The organism is Bacteroidales bacterium (assembly GCA_012517825.1).
In the GTDB taxonomy this organism is placed as follows: Bacteria; Bacteroidota; Bacteroidia; order Bacteroidales; family JAAYUG01; genus JAAYUG01.
On sequence record JAAYUG010000137.1, the window covers coordinates 37,895 to 62,812 of the forward strand.

Here is a 24,918-nt window from a genome sequence, read left to right on the forward strand (position 1 = left end):
TATGTCCCGATCAGGAATTTTTCTTTTGCTGTCATTACTAATTCTGAAGGGATGCACGGTAAACTATTCTTTCTCAGGAGCCAGCATCGACCCGAAGATGAAGACCTATTCCGTGCAGTATTTCGCCAACCGGGCACCCATTGTTGTGCCAACTCTGAGCCAGCAATTGACCGAAGCCCTTCGCGAAAAAATCCGTTCCCAGACAAAACTCCGTCTGGTAACCGGTGTGGGCGATGCTGATTTTTCGGGTGAAATTACGCGGTATGAAACCCGGGCAACGGCCATTACCGGCAACGACCGGCCTGCCCAGAACCGTCTGACCATCGACGTAAGAGTACGCTATACCAATTCGGTGAATCCCAAAGAAAGTTTCGAGTCAACCTTCTCCCGCTACAAAGACTATGACGCCAACCAGAGCCTGGCAGCCGTGGAACAGGACCTTATCAAAGACATTCTGGAACTTCTTACCGAAGATATTTTCAATAAAGCCTTCGTTAACTGGTAGTGAGAAATGGAGCCTGAAAAATTATACAGCATCCTTAAAGATGATCATGCCCTGCACGAGGAAATTGTTATTGAACTTCGTGAACTTATCGACAGGTTCCCATGGTTTTCTACCCCTCGTATAGTATTGCTCCGGCATTGGCGCCATACTAAAAATCCGGCTTTTACCCATGAATTTGAGGCCTGGCGTTCTTTCCTTTCCGGCCACGACATCATGCTGGTAACGGCACCCGTTAAAATGGCTCTGCATACTGAAACTGCCTGTTTCCAGGAAAGTACCGGAGAAATAACACAACCGGCTGAAGAAGCCCTGCAGACACCGTGCGAAAAAACAGAAGAAAAACCAACCGACACCAACCATCAGGAAGAAATTCCTACCGAAGCACCACCCGAAACCCTGCCCGAAAAAGAACCTGAAAGTGTAACAGAAGAAACCGCAAGTGTTCAAAAATCTGCTGTTTCCGAAACTGCTCATGAACCTTTGGAACCCGTCAGGGAACCTCCTGATAAAGAAATCACCCTTCGCAGCCAGATCTCGGAGGTCCTGTCACGTCAGGCAAAAGCCCTGTCGGATGAACCGGAAGATTTTGAACTCGAATTTGAACCGGTGATTGGAATTATTACTCCGGAAAACGTTTTGCTTGAAGATCTTCCCTCCGCTGAAAAAAGTCAGGATTCTACGGCTGAACTTCTTACCCTGGAAGGAGGAAATAGTTCACCCACAGAAAATATTCCACCCGAAGAACCTATACCGGCTGATCTTACAACTATAGAAACCCTTGCCGGGAGAGAAGCCACAAACAACGTAACTGCTGAACCAACCGCAGCCGATTTTCCGCTTCCGTCACCTCCCGAAGAAGATAATACCAGAGAGCCTTCCGTTGAACCTGACCGGGAAAATACCAGTGATGCATCCATACCACCATACTTTGAACAGGAATACTCCTTCTCCGAATGGCTCGAGGCCGTTAGTCAGCTGCCTCCTGCAGAACCTGAAGCCAGAGAAACGCTCACAAAACGAAAGGAAGATATCCTGATTGAAAATTTTCTGAAAAGCAATCCGCGGATTGACACTTCCGGTATTGAGAATATTCCCCAGGGCGATATTTCTGAACACAGCGTCAAGGAAAATGACAGTTTCATAACAGATACCCTGGCACGCATCTATCTTCGCCAGGGGCTTTACACAAAGGCCATTCAGGCATATGAAAAACTGGCATTGAAATATCCGGAAAAAAACGCTTACTTTGCAGCGCAAATTGAAGAAATAAAAAAACTGATTCAATAAAATTTAAAGAAAATCTGCCATGTATTACGTAATTTCAGCAATTATCCTGCTCGTTTGTGTGCTCCTTATTCTCGTTGTTCTCGTTCAGAACTCAAAAGGAGGAGGGCTTGTTTCCAGTTTTGCCGCAACCAATCAGATAATGGGGGTTAAGAAAACTGCTGATTTTCTTGAAAAGGCAACATGGACATTGGCGGTTGCCCTGCTGGTACTTTCTCTTGCTGCTGCAGCCACCATGCCGCGCAAGACAGCCAACCGTGAATCCCTTATGAAAGACCAGATTGAAAATGCCATTGATCCCAATGCCATGCCCAATTTTGGCACACCTGCCCAGCCAACACAACAGCAAAATCAGGAACAACCAGCACAGGAAAAGAAAAACCCCTGACAGGGTTATTTGATAAAAATCTGATAAAATGTCAGTATGTCAGAACATGCTGACATTTTTTTTGTTCTTCTGCCATCAGCCATTTCATAAACCATTACCAAATGTTCATTCACAAAAAATTGATTATTAATTAAATAGACGCAACTGCTCCCCAAAATTATCCATTACTGATGAAAACACAATAATGGCTATGGAATTTTTTGGCACAGTATGTGCCATTAAAAGGCGGTAGAAAATTTTGTTTAACCTAAAACGATACCAATATGTCAGAAGTGAAAATCAAGCCTTTAGCCGACAGGGTTCTTGTGGAACCTCAGGAAGCTGAACAAAAAACTGCCAGCGGAATTATCATCCCCGACACCGCAAAGGAAAAGCCGCAACGCGGCATTGTAGTAGCCGTTGGTCCGGGAACAAAGGATGAAAAAATGGAAGTAAAAGCCGGTGATGTTGTTCTTTACGGAAAATATGCCGGTACGGAAATCAGCTATAATGGCAAGGATTATTTGATCATGCGCCAGAGTGACATACTGGCTATTATCTGAGTATTAACCTTTAAAACAATACAAACATGGCAAAAGAAATCAAATTTGATATTGATGCAAGAGATCAGCTGAAAAAAGGTGTTGATGCTCTTGCCAATGCGGTAAAGGTAACTCTGGGTCCGAAAGGACGCAATGTGGTTATTGACAAGAAATTCGGTTCCCCGCAGGTTACAAAAGACGGTGTTACCGTTGCCAAGGAAGTAGAACTGAAGAACCATTTTGAGAACATCGGCGCCCAGATGCTGAAGGAAGTTGCCTCCAAAACCAATGATAATGCCGGTGACGGAACAACCACCGCCACAGTCCTGGCTCAGTCAATTATCAACGTGGGTCTGAAAAACGTTACAGCCGGTGCCAATCCTATGGATCTGAAGAGAGGCATTGACAAGGCTGTTGCCCACGTAATTGAAAGCCTGAAAAAGCAGAGCAAAGTTATTGGCGACGATTTCAGCAAAATTGAACAGGTTGCCAGCATTTCAGCCAATAATGATATCGAAATCGGTAAACTCATTGCTGAAGCAATGAAGAAAGTGAGGAAGGAAGGCGTAATAACCGTGGAAGAATCCAAGACTACTGAAACTCATGTTGAAGTAGTTGAAGGTATGCAGTTTGACCGCGGCTACATTTCAGCCTACTTCATTACCGATCCGGAAAAGATGGAAGCCGTGCTCGAAAATCCTTACATTCTGCTGCACGACAAGAAGATATCCTCGATGAAAGATCTGCTTCCGGTTCTGGAAGCCATTGCCCAGAACGGCAAACCCTTGCTGATTGTTGCTGAAGACGTTGATGGAGAAGCTCTTGCTACTCTGGTTGTCAATAAACTTCGTGGTGCATTGCGCGTAGCCGCTGTGAAAGCTCCCGGATTTGGTGACAGAAGAAAAGAAATGCTCGAAGACATTGCCGTGCTTACCGGTGGAGTTGTGATCAGCGAAGAAAAAGGTATGAAACTCGAAAGCACCACACTGAATGACCTTGGCCGTGCCGAGAAAGTGGTTATCGACAAGGAAAACACAACAATCGTAAACGGCGCTGGTGACAAGAAGAGCATCAATGCCCGCATTGCCCAGATCAAGGCCCAGATTGAAACAACCACCTCGGATTACGACAAGGAAAAACTGCAGGAACGTCTTGCCAAACTGTCAGGCGGAGTTGCCGTACTCTACGTTGGCGCCGCTACCGAAGTGGAAATGAAGGAAAAGAAAGACCGTGTGAACGACGCTCTGAATGCTACCCGCGCTGCCGTTGAAGAAGGCATTATTCCGGGTGGCGGTGTTGCCTACCTGAGAGCAATCAAAGACCTCGACGGACTGAAGGGTGACAACGAAGACGAAAATACCGGTATTTCAATTATTAAGAGGGCTCTGGAAGAACCCATCCGCATCATTGCCGAAAATGCAGGTCATGACGGATCCGTTGTGGTGCAGAAAGTGCGTGAAGGCAAAGATGATTTCGGATTCAATGCCCGTACCGAAGTATTTGAAAACCTGATCCAGGCCGGTGTTATTGATCCTACCAAAGTAGCCCGTGTTGCACTCGAAAATGCTGCATCCATTGCCGGAATGCTCCTCACAACCGAGTGCGTGCTCGCCGAAAAGGAAGAAGAAGATAAACACGGCGCAGGCAATCCCAACATGGGAGGAATGGGAGGAATGATGTAAGATTGTCCCATTGAACAGATAAAGAGGGTGTCTCCACTGACACCCTCTTTTTTTTTTTTACTATATTTACTTATTAATCTGTTCACCATGGGGAATCTGTCATTTCATACACTCTGCGTGCACGCCGGGACCCGTATTGATCCCATGACCGGAGGAGTCAATACTCCTGTTTATACTTCCACTTCCTACCCTTACCTTGATACGGACGTAAGGCCCTATCCCCGTTATTTTAACCTACCCAACCAGAAAGCAGTAATTGAAAAGCTGATCTTTCTCGAAGGATGCGATCCGGACACTACGGACGGCATCCTGTTCAGTTCGGGTATGGCCGCTATCTCGACCACTCTTTTTGGATTGCTGAAATCAGGCGACCATGCCATTTTTCAAAGGGGATTGTACGGAGGAACTACCCACTTTATAAACGGATGGCTGGAAAGGTACGGTATTGAATGGTCATACCCCGCCTCCGGCGAACCGGAAGCATTTGAACAGGCTATTCGCCCTTCCACACGGATGGTTTATATCGAAACTCCGTCCAATCCCCTCCTTGGCATAACCGATATAGAAGGCATCGCCAGAATTGCAAAAAAGCACGGACTTATTTCAGTAATCGATAACACCTTTGCCTCGCCGGTCAACCAGAATCCACGGCTTCTGGGAATTGACGTTGTTATTCACAGCGCCACAAAATACCTTGGCGGACACAGCGATATCTGTGCCGGAGCAATAATAGCCCCGAAGGAAATTGCACAACCCTTGTACAAAATGGCTCTCAATTTGGGAGGAAGCCTAAATCCCGAAACATGCTACCTGCTGGAACGTTCCATGAAAACCCTTGCCATCCGTGTTGAAAAACAAAATAAAAACGCAATGGAGGTGGCACTATTCCTCGCCCAGCATCCGGGCATCAGCAGGGTCTTCTATCCCGGTCTTCCCTCCCATCCCGGCCATTTGATTGCCAGGAAACAAATGAAAGGATTCAGCGGGATGCTCAGTTTTGAGCTCCGATCGGCCGACCCGGTGAAATTTCAGAAAAGCCTGAAACTGATCCGGCCTTCTATGAGCCTCGGCGGAGTGGATTCAATCATTTGCTCCCCCGTATTGACATCTCATCGCAACCTCACCAGGGAAGAACTTGATAAAGAAGGTATTACAGACAAAGTGCTCCGTCTTTCCACAGGAATTGAAGATGCAACCGATATTATTCATGACCTGAAACAGGCTCTTGAAATGAACCCTGAATGAAACTTTCAAATCATACCGATCTGTTAGCGACCCCAATCGGGAAATTCAGACCAGCTGTCAGGGTAGCGGTCATTTATTTCCTGCTCAGTGTTATCTGGATCTTGTCAACAGACAAGCTGCTGGAACATTTTGTTGCCGACCCGCATACCATTACCCTGCTTCAGACAATTAAGGGATGGTTTTTTGTCACGATAAGCTCATTGGTCATCTTCTATCTGGTATGGCTGGAAATTCGCAAAAAAGATCTGATTATTAAAACTATAAACGAAAATAAACAATGGTACAATGCTCTGGCATCCCATCTTCCGAATACTACGGTTTTTCTTGTTGATGAAAAGCTGAATTTTATCCTTCTGCAGGGTAATGAATCAACGAAGCTGGGGCTTGTTCCGGAACGGGCACTGGGAAAATCATTGCATGAACTTTCCTTTGATATTGCTGCCCGCCAGATAATAACAGCTTACCTTGAACAAGCATTTTCGGGAGAAAAAGTTTTTACAGAAATACAGTCGCACGACAACTGGTTTGAACTGCGTGCCTCTCCTGTTCCTGAAATTTCAGGAAAACCGAGGTTTGTTGCCGGGGCACTGATCAACATTACCCAGCAAAAACTGAACTTCAGAAATCTGCAGGAAGCCTTGAGAAAAGCCGAAGAATCAGAAAAACTCAAGACTGAATTCATCGAAAATATTTCACATGAAATTCGCACCCCGATGAATGCCATTTTCGGGTTTTCAGAATTGATCTGCGACCCCGATATACCATCCGGCAGGAAAGAAAAGTACTACGAATACATCAGGGAATCGGGAAATCACCTGATTGCAATGATTGACAACCTTCTCCATTTGTCTGACATCCAGAGAGGAGTAGTTCATCTTCATAAAAGCGAATTTGAACTTGACGATATGCTGGAAAGACTTTCTGAATATTATAAACTTCAGTTTGTGCGGGCGGGTAAAAAAGTTGAAGTCAGGTACTAGAAACCTTCCGTATCGAATATTGTCCTGTTCAGCGAGAAATCACGTCTTATGCAGATCCTTTCCAATCTTCTGAACAATGCCGTAAAGTTCACTGAAACAGGATTCATTGAATTTGGTTACTATCCCGAAAACAGTAATTCGGTCCTTTTCTTCGTTCAGGATTCAGGTATAGGAATTCATCCAAAAGAACAACATACGATTTTTGAGCGTTTTCGCAAGGGAAAAGCCGTTGATGACCAGTTGTACAGAGGAACAGGTTTGGGATTGAGTATTGCAAAGGAGCTGGTAAAAATGCTGGAAGGAGAAATATGGCTTTCTTCAAAACCCTATCAGGGGACGTGTTTCATGTTCCGCATTCCCGGATATATTGTCAAAAATACCTGGCCAAGATTGGTTGAGAAGAAACTTTCCCGCGTTTTGATTGCCAATCTTGAGGAAAATAAAGAGATTAACGTACCGGAACCTTTCCGTACCAGCAAGATGGTCATGACCGAATATATCGGCAATGAAAAGGATCTTTTTATGGAATTGAAAAGACATCCCGAACCTGACATACTGTTTCTTTATTCTTTTCCTGACCTGCATAAATTACCAGCTATCCTTTTCAGACTTCGCAGAGAATTCAGGCATTTTCCCGTAATAGTAGTTGCCGACAGGCATGACGAAGATTTCAAAAAGGCTGTCTTTGCCTCGGGAACAACCGAATATTTTCTGAACCCACTGACAAATGACGAAGCTGACTTTTTAATCAGAAAGTATATTTACATTCGGCAGGGTGCGAGGTTTTCGGATGAGGAATGAAAAGTCCGTCAGGATGCTATAGTCACCACAGTTATTCCGCTGCCACCCCGTTCCACATGTTCATCACGGAAAGACCTGACAAAATGTTGCTTCTGCAGATAATCCCGTATCAGTGACCGAAGGATGCCATTCCCTTTTCCATGGAGGATGCGTACTTCGCTCACCCCCACCACCAGGGCTTCATCAAGCAGGCGGGCTACCTCCTGCAAAGCCTCCTCTCCGCGCATGCCCCGAACGTCTGTCTGCGGGACAAAACTCAGAAAACGTTCATTCCAGGCAGAACTTGTTTTGCCGGTGGCAGGCTGATCCAAAGATTTTCTTCGCCCGCCCTCCGTTTTCTCCAGCCGATTAAAAGGGACGGTTGTTACCATATTTCCAAAGGCAACCAGCACACTCGGTCCGTTAACATCAAGTACTTCACCGGTAATGTCCTGATCAGTCAGTCGAACCATATCTCCCTTTTCAAAGGCCGGTTCACTCCTTCCATCTTCTTCCCTGCCGGTACTATCTTTCTGGCTCCTGTTCCGAGGGGTTTCATTGGTTACGGCATTTTCTCCCTCCAGTCTTCGTAGCGATTCAGAAACATACGATTGAAGTTCCTGACGAATCATCTTTGTTTTTTCCTTCTCAGCCTGAGCCTCTCTGATTTCGCGGATAGCATTCTCAATCCGTTTGTTCAGTCCTTCCACCAGTGCGGCCGCTTCCTTTCGCGCATTTGCCAGCAATTCCCTGCGCATCCGGTTGGTTTCCTCCAGTTCCTTGGTGTATTTTTCCAGTGTTTCCTCGATTTTCTTCTCAGTTTGTCTGATTTTTTCCCTTTTTTGTTCCCAGTAGCGCTTATCGCGCAATACCTCCCGGAGGTGCTTATCATAATCGACCTGACTGCTTCCGACCCGCTGGCGGGCCATGGAAAGAATCTCCTCAGGAAGTCCTATCCTGCGGGCAATCTCAAAAGCATATGAACTCCCCGGCTTACCAATTTCGAGCTTGTACAGCGGTACCATACGCCCGCTGTCGAACTGCATGGCTCCGTTAATCACGCCTTCAGCTGATGCAGCATAATGCTTCAGACTGGTGTAATGCGTGGTAGCAATACAAATACAACCCGTCTGCCTCAGTTTTTCCAGAATGGCTTCAGCAATGGCGCCTCCGAGCGAAGGTTCGGTACCGGCACCTAGTTCATCGATCAGCACAAGGCTTCTTGTGCCGGCATGCCGAATAAAGTATTTCATGTGCAATAAATGAGAACTGTAGGTACTCAGATCATTTTCAATACTTTGTTCATCGCCTATATCAATAAAAATATCCCGGAAGATTCCAAAAACTGAATTTGGTGAAGCGGGAACCGGCATTCCGCATTGCAGCATGTACTGAAGTAATCCTGTTGTTTTAAGGCATACTGACTTGCCTCCTGCATTGGGTCCTGATACAACAAGAATACGGTATTTGTCGCCAAGCCTGATAGAAAGAGGAACCGTCTCCCTGTTTTCCCGCAGATTGATAAGATATAACAGGGGGTGAACAGCATCCTTCCATTCTATTATCGGTTCATCACGAACCACGGGAATCCCGGCTTTCAGTCTGATGGCCAGTTGAGCCTTGCTTCGGATAAAATCAAAATACCCCAGGCGTTCATTTATTAAAATCAGCTCCGGTGCATGAGGCCGGATGAAATCGGTAAATTCCGAGAGAATCCTTATGATTTCCCGTTTCTCCTCGTATTCCAGTTCCCTGAGTTCATTATTCCGGTCAACTATTTCGGCAGGTTCAATGAAAACTGTTTTTCCGGTAGAGGAGGCATCAAGCACAATACCGCGCAGGCTACGCTTATGGGTAGCACGAACCGGAAGTACCATTCTGCCATCACGGAACGTTATGCCTTCGCCCTCATCAATCCACCCTTCTTCCTGGGCTTTACGAAGAATTCCCTGCATCACTTTCGCTATCTGAGCCTGCTTCTGATGCATTGTCTTTCTGATCCTGCTGAGCTCCGGCGATGCTGTATCCCTGATTTCACCCTTCTCATCCAGAATCGAATCGGCGCGTCTGACCACCTCGGGCATCTTCTTCACATCTCCGGTAAGGGCCTTCAGAGCAGGGAATTTATCTGATCCCTTTGTTTTGAAAAAATCCTGAACCGAAGCCATTGTTGTCAGCAATCGCCTGATTTTTCCCATCTCAGAAGGCTCCAGAAATGTTCCGCTGATTGCTGTTCGTTTCAATGCAGGGCGCACATCATCGTAACCGGGATCAGGAAATGCATCATGAAATTGCAGAATCTCCATCATTTCGCCCGTTTGCTGCAGGGCTTCGTTCACACCTTGCAGTTCTGTCATAAATGCCATGGCATCAACCAGCTCCCGTCCGGGATTGGCTATACATTGCTCTGCAAGCATTGTGCGAATCTGATCAAAGCCAAGTTTCTGTTCTATGTGTTCCGGATACAGCATAACAAAGGCAAAGTTAACCCAATAACAATGCATTTCAAACTTATCAGGCCTGCAGACAACTTCTGCATAGGGTATTTTCCACCATGGTGCGCACTCCAGGAGAAGCATTAACTTCATTCCGGCAGGGTTAATACCCACAGCCAGGTTCAATGTACACAGGTTTCGTTATACATCAGATGCTAATCCGGGTAATACATGGCAATGAAAAGCATACAGAAACATTGACCAGGGTATATTACCTTTGATTCGGGAAAGATATCCTAACCAACATACAGGTATATGTCGCTGAACAAAAAATTCATCGTTATCGGCATCTTTTCAATAGCCATGGGGTACCTCGAAAGCGCTGTGGTTGTCTATATGCGCGAAATTCTGTACCCCGGCGGATTTGCTTTTCCGCTGGCTCCGATACCTGAAAAACTGGCGGTAACAGAACTCTTCAGGGAGGCCGCCACACTTATTATGCTCGCCGGCATTGGATTTCTTGCCGGGAAAAACCTTATTGAGCGGTTTGCATGGTTTCTGTACAGTTTTGCCCTGTGGGATATTTTCTATTATGTATTCCTCAAATTCCTGCTGAACTGGCCTGATTCGTTTTTAACCTGGGATATTCTTTTCCTGATTCCTGTAACATGGACAGGACCTGTAATTGCTCCGGTTCTTGTTTCGCTTCTGATGATCCTTCATGCTGCGATAATATTGAAAAAATCGCGTGACAGGGAAAGCTACCGGTTCTCCTTGCAGGCAAAAACACTTATGTTCACCGGTGCAGGGATCGTGTTCATCTCCTTCATAACCGACTATTCCAGGTTCATTCTGGAACATTACAGTCTGAAAGAATTGTGGTCAGTACCTTCCCGCAAGGCACTGTATGATTTGAGCTTGCAGTACATTCCCTCGCAGTTCCCATGGATTATCTTTGGTGCAGGAATTGTTATGCTGCTTGTTTCTGCCCTTGTTTCCGCCCGGAAATAACCAGGCAATCTGCAGAATACAGGGGTACCCGATCATTACTTTTCCATCCCTGCCAGTTTCAGAAGGAAGGTATATTCCATAGCCGTCAGCTTGTATTTTTCATATCGTCCGGAACTGCCGGAATGGCCTGCATCCAGATTGCAGTAAAACAGGATCGGATTGGAATCTTTTTTCAGGGATCGCAGACGTGCCACCCATTTGGCCGGTTCCCAGTAAGGCACCTGGGTATCATACAATCCGGCGGTTACAAACATCGCGGGATACTTTCCGGCTGTGACATTGTCATAAGGAGAATACGAACGAATATAATCGTAATATTCCTTTATGCGCGGATCGCCCCATTCTTCATATTCAGAAGTGGTAAGCGGCAATGACTCATCAAGCATATCGGTAAGAACATCTACAAAAGGAACCCCTGCAAGAACCCCCTTGAACAAATCAGGTCGTGTATTGACCACCACTCCCATCAGCAATCCGCCGGCACTTCGCCCCTGAGCAAAAAGTCGGTCAGAGCTTGTATATCCTTTTTCAATCAGAAATTCGGCACAACGAATGAAATCACGGAAAGTGTTTTGTTTTTGGAGCAGTTTCCCTTCCTCGTACCAGCTTCGCCCCATTTCTTCTCCACCCCGCACATGAGCAATGGCATACACAAACCCTCTGTCGAGCAAACTCAGCCGCTGGTACTGAAAATCAGGCTCTGTTGAAATACCATAAGCACCATAGCCGTATAGCAGGAGGGGCATGTTTTCTTTCTTTTTATCTGTCCTGTAAACAAGAGAAAGAGGAATCATGCGGCTGTCAGGCGCCGGAACATAAAAACGCTCCACAGTGTAATGCGAAGGATCAAATGCTCCATACACTTTGTCCTGCTTGAGCATGAACCTCTGGCCGGTTTCCATGTCAAATTCATATACCGTTGCAGGTGTTGCCAGGGAAGAATACGTATACCGCACCCGCTTTGTATCAAGCCGAAAGTTCGAAGAAAGGGAAGCGGAATAAGCTTCATCATCAAGGGGAATTTCACGAAACTCCATGGTATTCAACGGAGTAAAACGAAACCTGACCAGACCTTTGTTTCTTTCCTGCAACACCAGGTAATTGTCGAAAACTTCAAATCCTTCAAGCAAAACAGAATCATTTCCCGGCACCAGTTCCTTCCATCTCTCAGGAGGGTTACCAGGCAGGGCTGATTGCATGAGGCAAAAATTCTCAGCCTTATAATTTGTGCGGATAAAACAGGTATTCCCAACCGGCTCTATGTCGTATTCCAGCCCCTGGATGCGCGGAGAAAATAAATGGAAATCTCCCTGCGGACGATTCGAAGGAAGCAACCGGTATTCGCTGGTAGTTTTTGAAACAGATCCAATAATTAAATATTCTTCTGATTTTGAATTAAATACAAAGGTGTTAAAGGTCGGATCCTTCTCTTCAAATACCAGTTTGTCAGAGGAAGCCGGAGTGCCCAGAGTGTGGCGCATAATCCGGTTGGAGCGGACCGTAACCGGATCAACGGCTCCGTAAAAAAGGGTTTTATTGTCCGAAGCCCAGGCAGCAAAACCATTGGTTCCTGGTATTTCTTCAGAAAGGTTTTTACCGCTGAACAAATCTTTAACATAGAGAATGTAACTGCGCCCGCCCAGTGTATCAGCCGCGTAAGCCAGCAAACGCGCATCAGGGCTTACTGTCAGTCCTGCTACGGAATAAAATTTATGGCCGCGGGCAAGTTCGTTTACATCCAGAATGATCTCCTCACGTGCTCCTTCTGTGTTTTTTTTCCGGCAATAGACCGGATATTCATCATCACCCATAAAGCGCTGATAATACATATACCCGTGAAGCAGATACGGTACACTTGTATCGTTCCGGGGCACCCTTGAAACTATTTCTCCGTATAGCTTCATCTTCAGTTTCTCGAGGGGTTTAAACCAGAATCCGGTATAGGCATTTTCAGCTTCAAGATACGCTATCACCTCGGGATTGTCCCTTTCTTTTAGCCAGAAATATTCATCCGTTCTGGTATAGCCATGTTCATGAAAGACTACAGGCTTTTTCTGCGCTACCGGTGGCTGCATCGAACTGTGCCGGCATGAGGAAACCAGCAAAACGGAAGCAAAATTGACCAATACCAGAAAAAAATGGAAGGTTTTATGCATAAACCGGGGTTCGAATCCCGAATAAAGTTATAAAAAAAGATATTCCGGTGTAATGTTGATTGACAGAGCAAATAATTCCTTTGACAGGAGGGTATTATTTTACCATGAAGGCAACCGCAAGTGAACCGGGTCCTGCATGAACACCAATAACAGGAGAAATATCCATAACAGCCAGAGGATCCCTTCCGGTTACTTCAACCATCTGGTCAGCCATCCACCGTGCATCCGTTTCACAATGTGCATGCAGAATCATGTATTCGTCAAGTTCCTGCCGTGAAAGCTCATCCTTTGCCAGTTGAATTACCCTCTGCATGTTGCTTTTCATGGTAAAGGTTTTTTCCAGCATATAGATTTTCCCTTCCTTGTCGAAAGATATAATAGGGTGCATGTGCAGAAGGTTTGCCAGAAATCCTTTCATTTTGGTCACTCTTCCGCCTCTGACCAGATATTTAAGGGTTCTGACGCTGACCAGAAGACGTGTTTTATCAACCCACTGCGGTATATGAGCAGCAATTTCATCATGTTCTTTTCCTTCTTCAATGGATCTGGCAATCTTCAGAACAGTCAGACCAAGGCCACCGGAAACATTTCTTGAATCAAACACAGAAATTTTCTTCCCGGTTTCCCGGCTTATTCTTTCAGCTGCCATTAGTGAACTGTGCAATGTTCCGCTCAGTTTTCCGACCACATGAACAGCAATAATGCTGTCATAATGGCTGGCAAGATGGGAATAAAGGTTCTCAAAAGCTTTGTCATTGGGCTGAGCCGACCTGGGGAAATGTTCCTCCAGGTCCAGCATACGATAAAATTGTTCCGGATGAATGGTAACTTTATCCAGATAATGGTTTTCGCCAAAAAAGAGGTTGATAGGAACAAGATGGATCTGGTAGAAATCGATCAGGTCCTGCGGCAGGTCACAGGAGGAATCGGCAACCAGGGCAATTTTCCATTTGCGGTGATGGGCAATTTCATATTGTTTCTGCATATCATCCGCTTTCTGAAATATTAAGGTGCCAAAGGAACGGAGTTCCTCAAAAAGCTTCTGAGGATCGTCGGTATGGATATGCAACCGGAGGGTTTTTGAAGAACCGGCAATCACCATGCTGTCGCCAAAGCCTCTGACAATCTCTCTCAGTTTGTCTTTATCGAGTGATTCTCCTTTGATGAGGGCCTCCGTACAAAAGCGATAGGTCAGCGAACCATGATCGTCAGAACCAACCGGCAGGACAACCGGATCACTTTCCAGCAAAGAACGCAATGCTCTGACATTTCCGGTTTTGATAAATTCCAGAATTCCTTCCAGAAACAGAACGAACCCCTTTGCTCCTGCATCCACAACATTCACATGGGTTAACTGACGCATCCGCTGTGCGGTAGCCACCAGCGATTCATGCGCCGCATCCATGGAAGATGCGATCAGCTTTTTGAAATCATCAAAGTAACTATGGTTGCTGTAAATATAATCAGCCCAGTCTCTTATCACACTCAGCATGGTGCCTTCCACCGGATTGGCAACTGCCTCGTACATGTACTGCACCGAGCGGTTGACTGATTCGGCAAAAGCCTGCAACGAAATCTTCTCAACATCCCTTGTTTCGTTGCTTAACCCATAGAGAAACTGAGCGAAGATAACTCCGGAGTTGCCTCTGGCCCCTATCAATGCAGCGGCTGCTATTGCGTCGGCTGTTTGTTTGTATGACGAAGCAGGAGAAATACTTTCAATAATGGTTCTGATTGTAGAGGCCATATTGCTGCCTGTATCAGCATCCGGAACGGGAAAAACATTGATTTTATTGAGTTCTCCCTGCCCGTCCAGAAGGCTTCGCGCTCCAGCAAGGAAAGAATAGTACAGCCCCTTGCCGTCGAGATATGCTAATTTGGAAGAATTGTCCATTGAAAAAAATGCGCTAAATGATCCGGTGCAAAGGTGGCTTATTTTGCCGATATTATCATACGGTAAATTTAATCTTAAACAAACAAAAATTCAGTTGGTTCACGTGCATCCAATTAATCCACATTGAGCATCAAAAACTGCGCAATATACCTCAGGAACCTCTTTCACTGCGTTTCAGCGGGGTTAACCCGGATACCTCCGTTAAAGGCCAACCCACTGCGCATTAGCACGCTTGCTCTCCTGATATACGCAATCCGGGTCTATTCCACAGAAAGTACAAGCCCCTTAAGATATTCTCCTTCAGGGTGATAGATATTAACCGGGTGATCGGGAGGCTGGCTTAACTGGTATAATATACGCACCTGTCGCTTACTTATGGCCGCTGCCGTAAACACTGTTTTCCGGAAAGCATCCCTGCTCACAACCTGAGAACAGGAAAAGGTAAACAGAATACCTCCCGGCTGAATAACAGAAAATGCTTTGGCATTCAGGCGCTTATACCCCTGAAGGGCATTGTGAAGCACTTCGTTGTGTTTTGCAAAAGCCGGAGGGTCAAGAATGATCATATCATATTTGTTGCCGGCCGACCCTAAGTATTCAAAAGCATCAGCCACGATCCCTGCATGCCGCGGATCTTTCCCGAAATTTAACTCCACATTTCTGTTGGCCAGTTCAATAGCCTGACGTGAGCTGTCAACTGTATGAACCAGTTTCGCTCCGCCTCTCATGGCATACACAGAAAAACCACCGGTATAGCCAAACAAATTCAGAACATTTTTCCCTCTGGAAAGGCTACCTGCCAGTTGTCTGTTTTCCCGCTGGTCGAGAAAAAATCCTGTTTTCTGACCGCCCGGAATATCCACCAGAAATTTATTATCTGATTCCAGGGTAATGCATTCGTCCGATGAACCTTCCATGAATCCGTCTTTCTCTTTCAGCGGGAAATGATAGGGAAGCGCCGATTCACTTTTATCGTAAATGGCCGAAATACGGCTTCCAAGCACTTCTGTGAATGCATCTGCAAGCAACCTGCGAATCAGGTACATTCCGGCAGAATGCATCTGCAATACAAGCGTACGGCCATATACATCAGCAATTAATCCGGGCAGGCCATCTCCTTCCCCGTGCACAAGCCGGTACATGGTGGTATGATCATTATCGGCCAGGCCAAGATCTTTCCGGATTTTCCAGGCACGTTCAATTTTATCAGCAAAGAAGCTTTTATCTAATTCGGCAGGGGTGAATGACAGTATTCTGACGGCAATTGTTCCCGTCTGATAATGCCCTATGCCCAGGAAATGATCCTTGTTATCATAAACCTCAACAATCTGACCCTCAGCCACCGTACCGGTTACTTTCTTGATTGCCCCCGAAAATACCCAGGGATGATACCTGAGCAGAGAAGCGTCCTTGCCTGATTTCAGAATGATTCTGGGATGTGGTGTCATGGAAGATGGTGATTAGTATTTTGTCCCGTGGCTGTTCAATTTTTTCCAGATGGCATAACAAACCCACGCATCAGTTGCTGCATAAAGAACCTGCGATTCCGTAAGAACCGGATTTTCCCAGTTGGTTACCTGCTGCGACTTGGAAATCCTGACACCCAAAACAATAGCCGCCAGCTTCCTGAGTCCCTGTGCCGTAATACCATATTGCGAAACAATTTTCTGCAGGTCAATCATGTTGCGGGGCTCAAAAGGTTGCAGGGCATGCAGTGAATGAAGATCATCGCGCAATGCCAGGCCTATTTTTACAATTTCAGGATTTTCCAGAACAGCAACCAGTTCCCGGGGAAGGCCAATACGTGAAAGGCGAAAAAGCCATGCCTGCTTGTCGGTGGCAAGCTGCAGGAGAGATACTTTATTGCGTCGGCCCTTTTTGAAGGAGGGTTTTGTTTCGGTATCAAACCCCAGGACAGATTCCCGTCTGACCATAGCGATTGCTCTCTGAAAATCAGCGTAGTCCGACACAACAAATACATCCCCCCTGAACATCTCCAGAGGCAGCTTCTTAATTTCTTCTGCTGTTATATCGGGCAGGTAATCTTCCATGAACAAAAAATCCGGCGGACAAAAATACAGGATCCGGGGAAATTTTATCCGTTTTTCTTAACAATCCTTACAATCCAAACATCCTGGCGTGGAATACCATTCTCCCTGATGCCGGGATAATGGGCAAGAACCTGATGATCTTTGACCAGTTGCCTGACAAATGAAGGGGGCTGGAAAGCTGCAAAGGTGCGATGACCTTCCTTCGTTCCGGCTTTCATTACAAGCTCTCCCCTGTCAAACAACTTTTTCTCACTCTCAGTGAGCTTCTCTTTTTAAATACTTCTCCGTGAACAGTAAAAAAAAGAATGCCACCATTCTTTGCCACTCTCTCCAGTTCAGCAAACCATGCATAATGACTTCGCAGCGACAGATGGGTAAATACCGAAATGGAATAAATTATATCAAAGAATCCTTCAGGAAAGGGTAAGGGAGGTTCCAGATCATTTGTCTGGAAGTTAATGTTATTCAGATTCTTCCTGCACCATGCAATATATTTCGGGTTATAGTCGGTAGCATAAAACTGACAGGAAGAGGGCAAAAGAGCTGGTAAATGACGTATAACACGCCCGGGACCGCACCCCCACTCCAGTATCTTCTTGTTGTCAAACGGTTCAAATGCGGCAATGTTTGATATAAGCCATTGCGCAGTATCCCGGCTTTTCGAGTAGAAGCTCTCGTAATTCAGATTAAACGTTTCGTAAACGTAATAGGCCGGAGGCAATACAACCCCTGGATACTTCCTGCGAAATGCCCGTCGCGAGCGGAATGTTCCGGCATAGTGGATCAAAAAACGAACAAAATCAGCAATTTGAATTAACCCCAATCGTCTCAGAAAGGATGAAACAACATATTTATTCATGCAATCACTTAATTTATTCTTCCTAAAAACTCAAAGGATCACTCGTTTAACCAACTGCAGCGCGTGGGTAATTTGCTTCCTTTCAGCAGAAAAAATCCCTCTTTCGTCAATGGTATCGATCCGTACCTTTCCTGAGGCATGGATAAACCGGCCGTTATCCAGAAAAATTCCGGTGTGGGTAATCTTTCCCGGAGCGGGTCCGAAAAAGGCAATGTCGCCGGTCCTGGCCTCCCTCAGCGAAATGGTTTTTCCGATCTGAGCCTGCTGACTGGCATCACGCGGAAGCCTGATTCCTGCCGTTTTGAAAACAACCTGGACAAAACCTGAGCAATCAACTCCAAAAAGCGATCTTCCACCCCACAAATAGGGTGCATTGAGAAACAGCATGGCAGTGAGTGGAACCTGAGCAAGCGGATTCAACGTTCCGTCATTGGTAACCAATGGTCCGGCTGATTGAAAGGTCTTGCCCCCCAGCACAAAGGAATTGTCCCTAAAAGCCGGCAAGGAACTTCCGGGCAAAATCATGAACGGATGATCAGAATATTCTTCCGGAACAAGGAAGGCAGGTCTGGTCAGCGTTTTGCTCCCCTCCGCAAGATACCGGTATTCTTTCCCGGTAATTAAATGCACTGCTGAACCGGAAATCCATCCTATGTAATCGTCATATTCAGCAGAAACCTGATACCATCCCTGCTCTGAGCCCAACACATGGTAGAGTTCTCCAAAAAGAAACATACTGACCATCTCTGACTTCTCATCGGGAAAAGCACGCAAGGGAAGACAGCTTACCGCACAGACTCCATATTTTCTCTCACCAGTCAACTTTTATTGTATTTTTGTAATAACAATGATACAAAAATCCCGGGGATCTTACCATACCTGTGCCGAGTGAAGAAGATGAATGAAAAACAAAAAGAATCGCTGAAGCGCATTTTGCTTTACCTGGCTGCTGCGGTTATTTTGTTTTTCCTTTTCCCTTCGGCAGGAAAATTCAAGTATGAATACCAGAAAGGAAGGCCATGGATGCATGAAACACTGATTGCACCCTTCGATTTTCCCATTTATAAAACACAGCAGGAAATTGAACAGGAGAGGGACAGCATTTTGCAATTATTTTCTCCTTATTTTCAGTTAGATACAAGCATAGCATACCAGCAATCTGCCCGTCTGGATTCGTCGTTCACAAAAATATTTTCTCAGGCAGTTACAAAAATGGTTGAGGAGAAACTGGTTCCAAGCTACCTGAAACAAGAACTTCTTATGCAGGAAAACGATTTTCGGACAGCAGTGCTTCATTCGCTCAGATCAATTTATAATCAGGGAATTGTTTCCAGTGTCGAATGGAATAAGAATCAATTCAAACAAAGCAAAACCATACAGATAATCCGCAACAACGTTTCTTCACAGGTAGCTTTCAATTCTCTTTATACTGAAGTTTCGGCCTACCGATACCTTATTGGTAATGTAAGGGAGCAACCCGGGCTGAAAGCATATAGTGCCGACCAGACCGAGCAACTGCTGCACTTCATGAACCTTAATGAATATATTACCGGCAACCTGTTTTATGATGCAAGAAAGACGGAACTGGAAAGAAAAAGCCTGGTGTCTAACATCTCCCTAACCGAAGGAATGGTGCTCGAAGGAGAACGGATTATATCAAAAGGAGAAATAGTTAGCGATGAAAAATTCAAAATTCTTGAGTCTTTGCGCATAGAATACAACCAAAGGGTAGGAATTACCGGACACAAGATATTGCTGCTTCTCGGACAGTTTATTTTAAGCATCCTTTCGGTTCTGATGATTTTTTTGTTTCTGCAGAGTTTCCGTAAAGAGGTATTCGGCAATCAGCTGAAAACCCTGTTCATCCTTTTCATTATTCTTTTCATGAGTGCTCTCACCAGGCTGGTAATCAGCTATTCACAGCTGAGCGTATATGTAATACCGTTTGCTCTGATTGCCATTATTGTAAAAACTTTTTACGACAGCCGGATAGCTTTATTCATCCTGATCACAACCCTTTTTATAACGGCATTCTGGGTTCCCAATGCATTCGAATTTGTTTTCATGAACTTTGTTGCAGGAATTGTAGCCATTTTCTCTCTTTCCAACCAATACCGCCGGGGTAAATTGTTTATTACTTCCGTTCTCGTACTGCTGGCCTATACAGTTGTTTTTGCAGGTATCAGTCTTCTGGAAGAAGGACGCTGGAACTCCGTATCATGGGGAGAGCTCTTCTGGTTTACCGGAAACAGTTTACTGCTCCTTTCCGCCTATCCCCTCATGTTCATTTTTGAAAAGACGTTTGGATTTCTTTCTGATGCTTCGCTGACCGAACTTTCTGACACCAATCAGCCGCTGTTGCGCCAGCTGGCAGAACTGGCCCCCGGCACGTTTCAGCACTCCCTTCAGGTAGCGAATCTGGCCGAAGATGCTGTCCGCCATATCGGCGGAAATGCACTCCTGGTGCGCACCGGTGCATTGTATCATGATATCGGGAAAATGGAAAACCCGCTTTATTTTATTGAAAACCAAACCCCTGGCACCAATATCCACGAACATTTCGACGCTGCAGAAAGCGCCAGGATTGTTATCAGCCACGTTGAAAATGGCCTTCTTCTGGCAAGAAAGAATGGCCTTCCTGAACAGATATCCGATTTTATTTCAACCCATCACGGCACCACTCTCGCTCGTTATTTTTACTATACCTGGCTGAAAAACAACAAGGAAGAAAGCAATTCAGAGCATTTGTTCCGCTATCCAGGGCCACGTCCCTTTTCTAAGGAAACCGCTGTTGTAATGATGGCAGATGCCGTGGAAGCCGCCTCAAGAAGCCTGACAAAAGTTGATGAATCCTCTCTTACAGCACTCGTTAACGAAATTATTGATCAGCAAATGCATGAAGAGCAATTCAATGACGCTGATATAACCTTCAAAGATATCACTACCATAAAAAATGTATTTATTCAGCGCCTACGGAATATTTATCATGCCCGGATTGCTTACCCCAAAAGGCCTCTGAAATGATTTTGCCCCACCGGTGAGAAAAAAGAGGCTGTTTCTTTGCTACCTATTGTGCACCAGGATCCGTAACTATTTATCTATCAAACAACTAACCGGCGTGCAAATAAAGTTCCCGCCCGAGATGACGCAAAAAGCAACGCAGAAACATTCCCGTCAAAAACGCAGATCAATTACTTCCACATCAGGATGTTTTCGCCGGTCAAATGTGAAGAAGGAATCCGGAAGGTTTTTTTCCGATCTCACTTCTTTGAGTTTGACAAGATAGGTCTCACCATTTTTTCCTGCTGCCTCGGCTTCAGTGAGTTGGCTGGTTGTTTTATCTATGGTAAGCCGGATACGGTAATAAGGCTTTTTCAGATCCACCGGATATAAGTCTACCCTGCAGGCATTGGTGCCGTTGACATCACCCAGATACCGGGTCTTATACTCTTTCTCATAATAGGTAAAAAGTTCGGCCGGATTATTGATAAAAAATTCATTGGATGAAGTGTCAGGAACCGAAATATTCACTTCCTTGATGGAAGGTATATATGTCCACATTACTTCTCCGTCATAGTATATTTCAGCATTTTTCTGTGAAACAAGAATCTTGAACTTGTCTTTTTTAATCCACGCCTCGCCGTTGGCTGAAAAATTCTCCTTGGTCTGAACATTTTTAAAGGCATAGTCGTACCGGACATAAATCACATCCGATGAACGGGCAAAGTCCGATAATTTTTTCAGGATTTCCTGTGCCTTTGGATCCTGCTGCGCTGAAACGGCAAAAGGAAATAAAAGCGCAGACAAAATTAACTTAATGGTGGTGCAGTTCATAAAACCTCCTTATCCCAGACCACTCAAAATCTGTTCCAAAGTATTTTCATCGGCAACAAGAACTCTTCTGGCTTTGCTACCCTCATTCGGACCGACAATGCCGGCTTTTTCGAGCTGGTCCATGATGCGGCCTGCCCGGTTGTATCCAATGGAAAACCGCCTCTGAATCAAAGAAGTTGAGCCCATCTGATGTAAAACAACCAGGTGAGCGGCTTCTTCGAACAGGCTGTCACGCTGGCTCAGGTCAACAGTACCGGTATCCTCTCCTTCTTCCTCGCTGTGATACTCAGGAAGAAAGAAGGGAGCCGGATAACCCTGCTGGGAACCAATAAACTCACAAAGCCGCTCTGTTTCAGACGTATCTATAAAGGCACACTGAACCCTGATCATATCTCCGCCTGCTGAAACGAGCATATCACCCCGCCCTACCAACTGGTTGGCTCCGGGAGTATCGAGGATGGTCCGTGAATCAATCATGGACGAAACCTTGAACGCTATCCTGGCAGGAAAATTGGCCTTGATAATTCCGGTAATAATATTGGTCGAAGGCCTCTGGGTAGCTATAATCAGGTGTATTCCGATTGCCCTTGCCAGCTGGGCAAGCCTGGCCAGCGGGGTTTCAATCTCGCGGCCGGCTGTCATAATCAGATCGGCAAACTCATCAATAATCAGCACAATATAGGGCAGGTACCTGTGGCCCTTTTCCGGATTAAGCCTGCGCGCCAGAAATTTAGTATTGTATTCTTTAATATTCCTTACATTGGCCATCTTCAGCAGGTCATACCGTGCTTCCATTTCGATGGTCAGCGAATGAAGCGTATTGATGACCTTCTGGGTGTCAGTCAGAATTGGTTCTTCCGCATCGGGTAACTGGGCAAGAAAATGTTTTTCAAGCCGGGCATAAGGTGTCAGTTCAACTTTCTTCGGATCAACCAGCACAAATTTGATTTCGGCAGGATGCTTCTTATAGAGCAGCGATGTAATGATGGCATTCAAGCCTACGGACTTCCCCTGGCCAGTTGCTCCGGCCACCAGCAGATGAGGCATTTTGGCAAGATCGAGCACAAATGTTTCATTGGAGATGGTCTTTCCAAGCGCTATGGCCAGTTCGGCCCCGGATTCCTGAAATTTCCGGCTGGCCAGGATCGACTTCATCGATACAATTTCAGGCTGCTGATTTGGAACCTCAATCCCAATAGTACCCCGGCCGGGAATGGGTGCAATTATTCGTATGCCAAGTGCAGCAAGACTCAGTGCGATATCATCCTCCAGGTTCTTGATCCGCGAAATTCTTATTCCGGCCGCCGGAACAATTTCATACAGGGTAACGGTTGGCCCTATGGTTGCTTTAATCTGATCAATCTCAATCTTGTAGTTTCGTAAGGTTTCAACAATCTTTTCCTTGTTCCTTATCAGCTCGTCGTTACTTACCTGGCTGTTTTCCGATTTATGATCGTCCAGAAGACTCAGGTCAGGAAAACGATAGCCTGAGAGTTCAGCCCTCGGGTCGAAGGGATCATAAGTTACGAGATTTTCGGGTTCAGCAGGGACAAAATCCGCAACGCCATTACCCCCCTTTTCAACAACAAGTTCAACTTCATCGGCCGTATTAGATGGTGCGGAATAAACCAGGGTAGCATTCCCTTTGTTTTCTGGTTCTCCTTCCTTTGCCGGCTTTTCAAACACAACGCTTACTGCATCCCCCTCAATCTGTTTGGTTACATCTTCCGTCGTTTCCGTCACGGTTTCTCCTGCACCTCCTTCCGGAACGGATTCTTTCGATGGTTTCGGTCGGAACAACGACATAAACCATGCGAATGTGCCTGGAATGGTAAAAAATACAAATACGCTGTTAAGTATTACGAGCAGAATGCCTGTACCCAGCAATCCCAGAAAAGCGATAAGCCATCGGCTGATAAACCATCCATAGGCGCCTCCCGGCCCGCTGCCAAGAAAAACCGGATTACTGCCCGACAAATATCCCAGCGTTACCGACAGCAGAATGACGGCAATCAGAGTGATCTTGAATGTTTTCCAGAGGGGCAGCAGGCGCACACCCAGTAATCGCACTCCTGCCACAAACAAAAGAAAAGGAAAACCAAGGGAAGCTATTCCAAACCACTTGTTCATCAGCAAAGCAGCCAGCCATGCCCCGGCTTTGCCTCCTAAGTTCTCAACGGTTACATCCGGCCCGCTGAATAACATTTGCCACTCAAAACTCTGATCGGCTTTCCAGCTAAAGAAATATGATAAAACGGCAGTAAAAACATATAACGACAATCCGGTTACCAGCAGACCCAATGCAATCTTCCAGCGCTCATCGAATTTTCTTTTTCCTGATTTCTTTCCCATGATGATTATAAAACAGCCTGATACATGATTTAATTAAATTTTCCTAAACCTAACAGCATTGATTTCAGAAATTTCCCGGCACTGTGCCTCGATTTCTAATCGGGATCAAAGGTACAAATCAATTTTATTCTGAAACAAGTGCTTCAAAAATAGAACAGAATTTCCTTCGTTTTGCTTAGGCAAATGATGTCCCGGACCAAACCGAACAGCTGAATTGCTATTCCATCAGAGCCGAAATAATTTTCTCCATCCTGATTCTCGTAATGGGAACAAATTCTTCTTTTACCGAAAAAGCTGAACGGGGCATGTTCTTTTTTCTCACTTCATCAGCAATAAAATGCATTTTCAGCTTTTGCAGTTCCAGGTCGAATTCCATCAGCATCCCGTCCACCGGCTCAAAAGGCGACAGCCTATTGGCAAAGGCAGGTCCGATTTCGGATGAATACCATATATCAACTGAATCGCCCGGGTAGTTTCCATATGTAACAAGGGCTCTTGAGCACTCGTAACCCGCAATGGTTTTTCGCTCCGGATAAAAGGTAATCCGCAAACCTTCATAAGGATTAAAACAACAACCATAATCCCCCGGAGGTGCCGTGTACCTGAACCGGTTGTCCATTACGCGCAGAAGGGTGGTATTTGTATTGTTCCGTAAATCAGAAATATTGGTAATCATAAACATTCCGAAGAATCCTTCCATCGAACTGCTCACCATGTCCTTTCTGAACTTTCTCACCATTTTCTTCGGCAGTAATGAGGTCGATACCGTTGTCATTGAATTTTCAAGGTAAACAATATTATAGACGATTTCTCCTTCTGTAATTTTCTCTTTCCCGGGCTTCGGTTTGCAGGAATATTGCAACACCATAATAAACGAAACAGAAAAAACCACAAGGTTTCGTTTCTTCATCAAAGTATCAATTCTGGCAGGTACAATTCTC

General features: G+C 45.5%; 21 protein-coding genes. 10 read left to right on the forward strand and 11 right to left on the reverse strand.

Features of this window, described 5'->3' with window-relative positions; all coding sequences use genetic code 11:
* Position 1: 1 nt before the first annotated feature.
* The 8 genes from GX419_09535 to GX419_09570 all read left to right on the forward strand — a co-directional run bounded on the left by GX419_09535 (position 2) and on the right by GX419_09570 (position 7,406).
* Positions 2 to 505 (forward strand): LptE family protein, encoded by a 504-nt coding sequence (locus GX419_09535; protein ID NLI24934.1) that lies wholly within the window; start codon positions 2 to 4, stop codon positions 503 to 505.
* Positions 506 to 511: 6 nt separating this feature from the next.
* Entirely contained in the window at positions 512 to 1,792 is a 1,281-nt protein-coding gene (locus GX419_09540) for a hypothetical protein (GenBank protein NLI24935.1), read from the forward strand.
* A 19-nt stretch (positions 1,793 to 1,811) separates the two neighbouring features.
* Positions 1,812 to 2,177: a preprotein translocase subunit SecG gene (gene secG, locus GX419_09545; GenBank protein ID NLI24936.1), complete on the forward strand. Its 366-nt coding sequence runs from the start codon at positions 1,812 to 1,814 to the stop codon at positions 2,175 to 2,177.
* 263 nt (positions 2,178 to 2,440) lie between these two features.
* Entirely contained in the window at positions 2,441 to 2,719 is a 279-nt protein-coding gene (locus GX419_09550; GenBank protein ID NLI24937.1) for a co-chaperone GroES, read from the forward strand.
* Positions 2,720 to 2,745: 26 nt separating this feature from the next.
* Positions 2,746 to 4,380, forward strand: a complete 1,635-nt coding sequence (gene groL, locus GX419_09555) for a chaperonin GroEL (protein ID NLI24938.1) — start codon at positions 2,746 to 2,748, stop codon at positions 4,378 to 4,380.
* 87 nt (positions 4,381 to 4,467) lie between these two features.
* Entirely contained in the window at positions 4,468 to 5,625 is a 1,158-nt protein-coding gene (locus tag GX419_09560; GenBank protein NLI24939.1) for a PLP-dependent transferase, read from the forward strand.
* The gene (locus GX419_09565; protein NLI24940.1) at positions 5,622 to 6,605 is read left to right on the forward strand and encodes a PAS domain-containing protein; all 984 of its coding nucleotides are present in this window, start codon (positions 5,622 to 5,624) and stop codon (positions 6,603 to 6,605) included. Before GX419_09560 ends, GX419_09565 begins: the two co-directional genes overlap by 4 nt.
* A gap of 48 nt (positions 6,606 to 6,653) precedes the next feature.
* On the forward strand, positions 6,654 to 7,406 hold the full coding sequence (locus GX419_09570) for a hypothetical protein (protein ID NLI24941.1): 753 nt from the start codon (positions 6,654 to 6,656) through the stop codon (positions 7,404 to 7,406).
* Positions 7,407 to 7,414: 8 nt separating this feature from the next.
* Here the strand turns inward: GX419_09570 and GX419_09575 are convergent, their stop codons facing one another.
* Positions 7,415 to 9,973, reverse strand: coding sequence for an endonuclease MutS2 (locus GX419_09575; GenBank protein ID NLI24942.1), 2,559 nt, complete (start codon positions 9,971 to 9,973; stop codon positions 7,415 to 7,417).
* Positions 9,974 to 10,183: 210 nt separating this feature from the next.
* Between GX419_09575 and GX419_09580 the strand changes: the two genes are divergently transcribed.
* Entirely contained in the window at positions 10,184 to 10,831 is a 648-nt protein-coding gene (locus GX419_09580; protein NLI24943.1) for a hypothetical protein, read from the forward strand.
* A gap of 35 nt (positions 10,832 to 10,866) precedes the next feature.
* Here the strand turns inward: GX419_09580 and GX419_09585 are convergent, their stop codons facing one another.
* The 7 genes from GX419_09585 to GX419_09615 all read right to left on the reverse strand — a co-directional run bounded on the left by GX419_09585 (position 10,867) and on the right by GX419_09615 (position 18,613).
* A complete protein-coding gene (locus GX419_09585; GenBank protein NLI24944.1) occupies positions 10,867 to 12,987 on the reverse strand; it encodes a S9 family peptidase in 2,121 nt (706 codons plus the stop codon).
* Positions 12,988 to 13,081: 94 nt separating this feature from the next.
* Complete coding sequence (locus tag GX419_09590) at positions 13,082 to 14,881, reverse strand: DegV family EDD domain-containing protein (GenBank protein ID NLI24945.1); 1,800 nt, start codon at positions 14,879 to 14,881, stop codon at positions 13,082 to 13,084.
* A gap of 260 nt (positions 14,882 to 15,141) precedes the next feature.
* Entirely contained in the window at positions 15,142 to 16,329 is a 1,188-nt protein-coding gene (locus tag GX419_09595) for a class I SAM-dependent rRNA methyltransferase (GenBank protein ID NLI24946.1), read from the reverse strand.
* Positions 16,330 to 16,341: 12 nt separating this feature from the next.
* On the reverse strand, positions 16,342 to 16,932 hold the full coding sequence (locus GX419_09600; protein NLI24947.1) for a 3'-5' exonuclease domain-containing protein 2: 591 nt from the start codon (positions 16,930 to 16,932) through the stop codon (positions 16,342 to 16,344).
* A 44-nt stretch (positions 16,933 to 16,976) separates the two neighbouring features.
* A complete protein-coding gene (locus tag GX419_09605) occupies positions 16,977 to 17,150 on the reverse strand; it encodes a hypothetical protein (protein NLI24948.1) in 174 nt (57 codons plus the stop codon).
* Complete coding sequence (locus tag GX419_09610; GenBank protein ID NLI24949.1) at positions 17,150 to 17,791, reverse strand: class I SAM-dependent methyltransferase; 642 nt, start codon at positions 17,789 to 17,791, stop codon at positions 17,150 to 17,152. Before GX419_09610 ends, GX419_09605 begins: the two co-directional genes overlap by 1 nt.
* A gap of 30 nt (positions 17,792 to 17,821) precedes the next feature.
* Entirely contained in the window at positions 17,822 to 18,613 is a 792-nt protein-coding gene (locus GX419_09615; protein ID NLI24950.1) for a C40 family peptidase, read from the reverse strand.
* Positions 18,614 to 18,679: 66 nt separating this feature from the next.
* Here GX419_09615 and GX419_09620 point away from each other — a divergent pair, with 66 nt between their 5' ends.
* Positions 18,680 to 20,815 (forward strand): HDIG domain-containing protein, encoded by a 2,136-nt coding sequence (locus GX419_09620; GenBank protein ID NLI24951.1) that lies wholly within the window; start codon positions 18,680 to 18,682, stop codon positions 20,813 to 20,815.
* A gap of 150 nt (positions 20,816 to 20,965) precedes the next feature.
* Here GX419_09620 and GX419_09625 read toward each other — a convergent pair whose 3' ends face one another.
* The 3 genes from GX419_09625 to GX419_09635 all read right to left on the reverse strand — a co-directional run bounded on the left by GX419_09625 (position 20,966) and on the right by GX419_09635 (position 24,887).
* Positions 20,966 to 21,625: an outer membrane lipoprotein carrier protein LolA gene (locus GX419_09625; protein ID NLI24952.1), complete on the reverse strand. Its 660-nt coding sequence runs from the start codon at positions 21,623 to 21,625 to the stop codon at positions 20,966 to 20,968.
* A 9-nt stretch (positions 21,626 to 21,634) separates the two neighbouring features.
* Complete coding sequence (locus GX419_09630; protein ID NLI24953.1) at positions 21,635 to 23,977, reverse strand: DNA translocase FtsK; 2,343 nt, start codon at positions 23,975 to 23,977, stop codon at positions 21,635 to 21,637.
* Positions 23,978 to 24,194: 217 nt separating this feature from the next.
* On the reverse strand, positions 24,195 to 24,887 hold the full coding sequence (locus tag GX419_09635) for a hypothetical protein (protein NLI24954.1): 693 nt from the start codon (positions 24,885 to 24,887) through the stop codon (positions 24,195 to 24,197).
* Between the last annotated feature and the right edge of the window lie 31 nt (positions 24,888 to 24,918).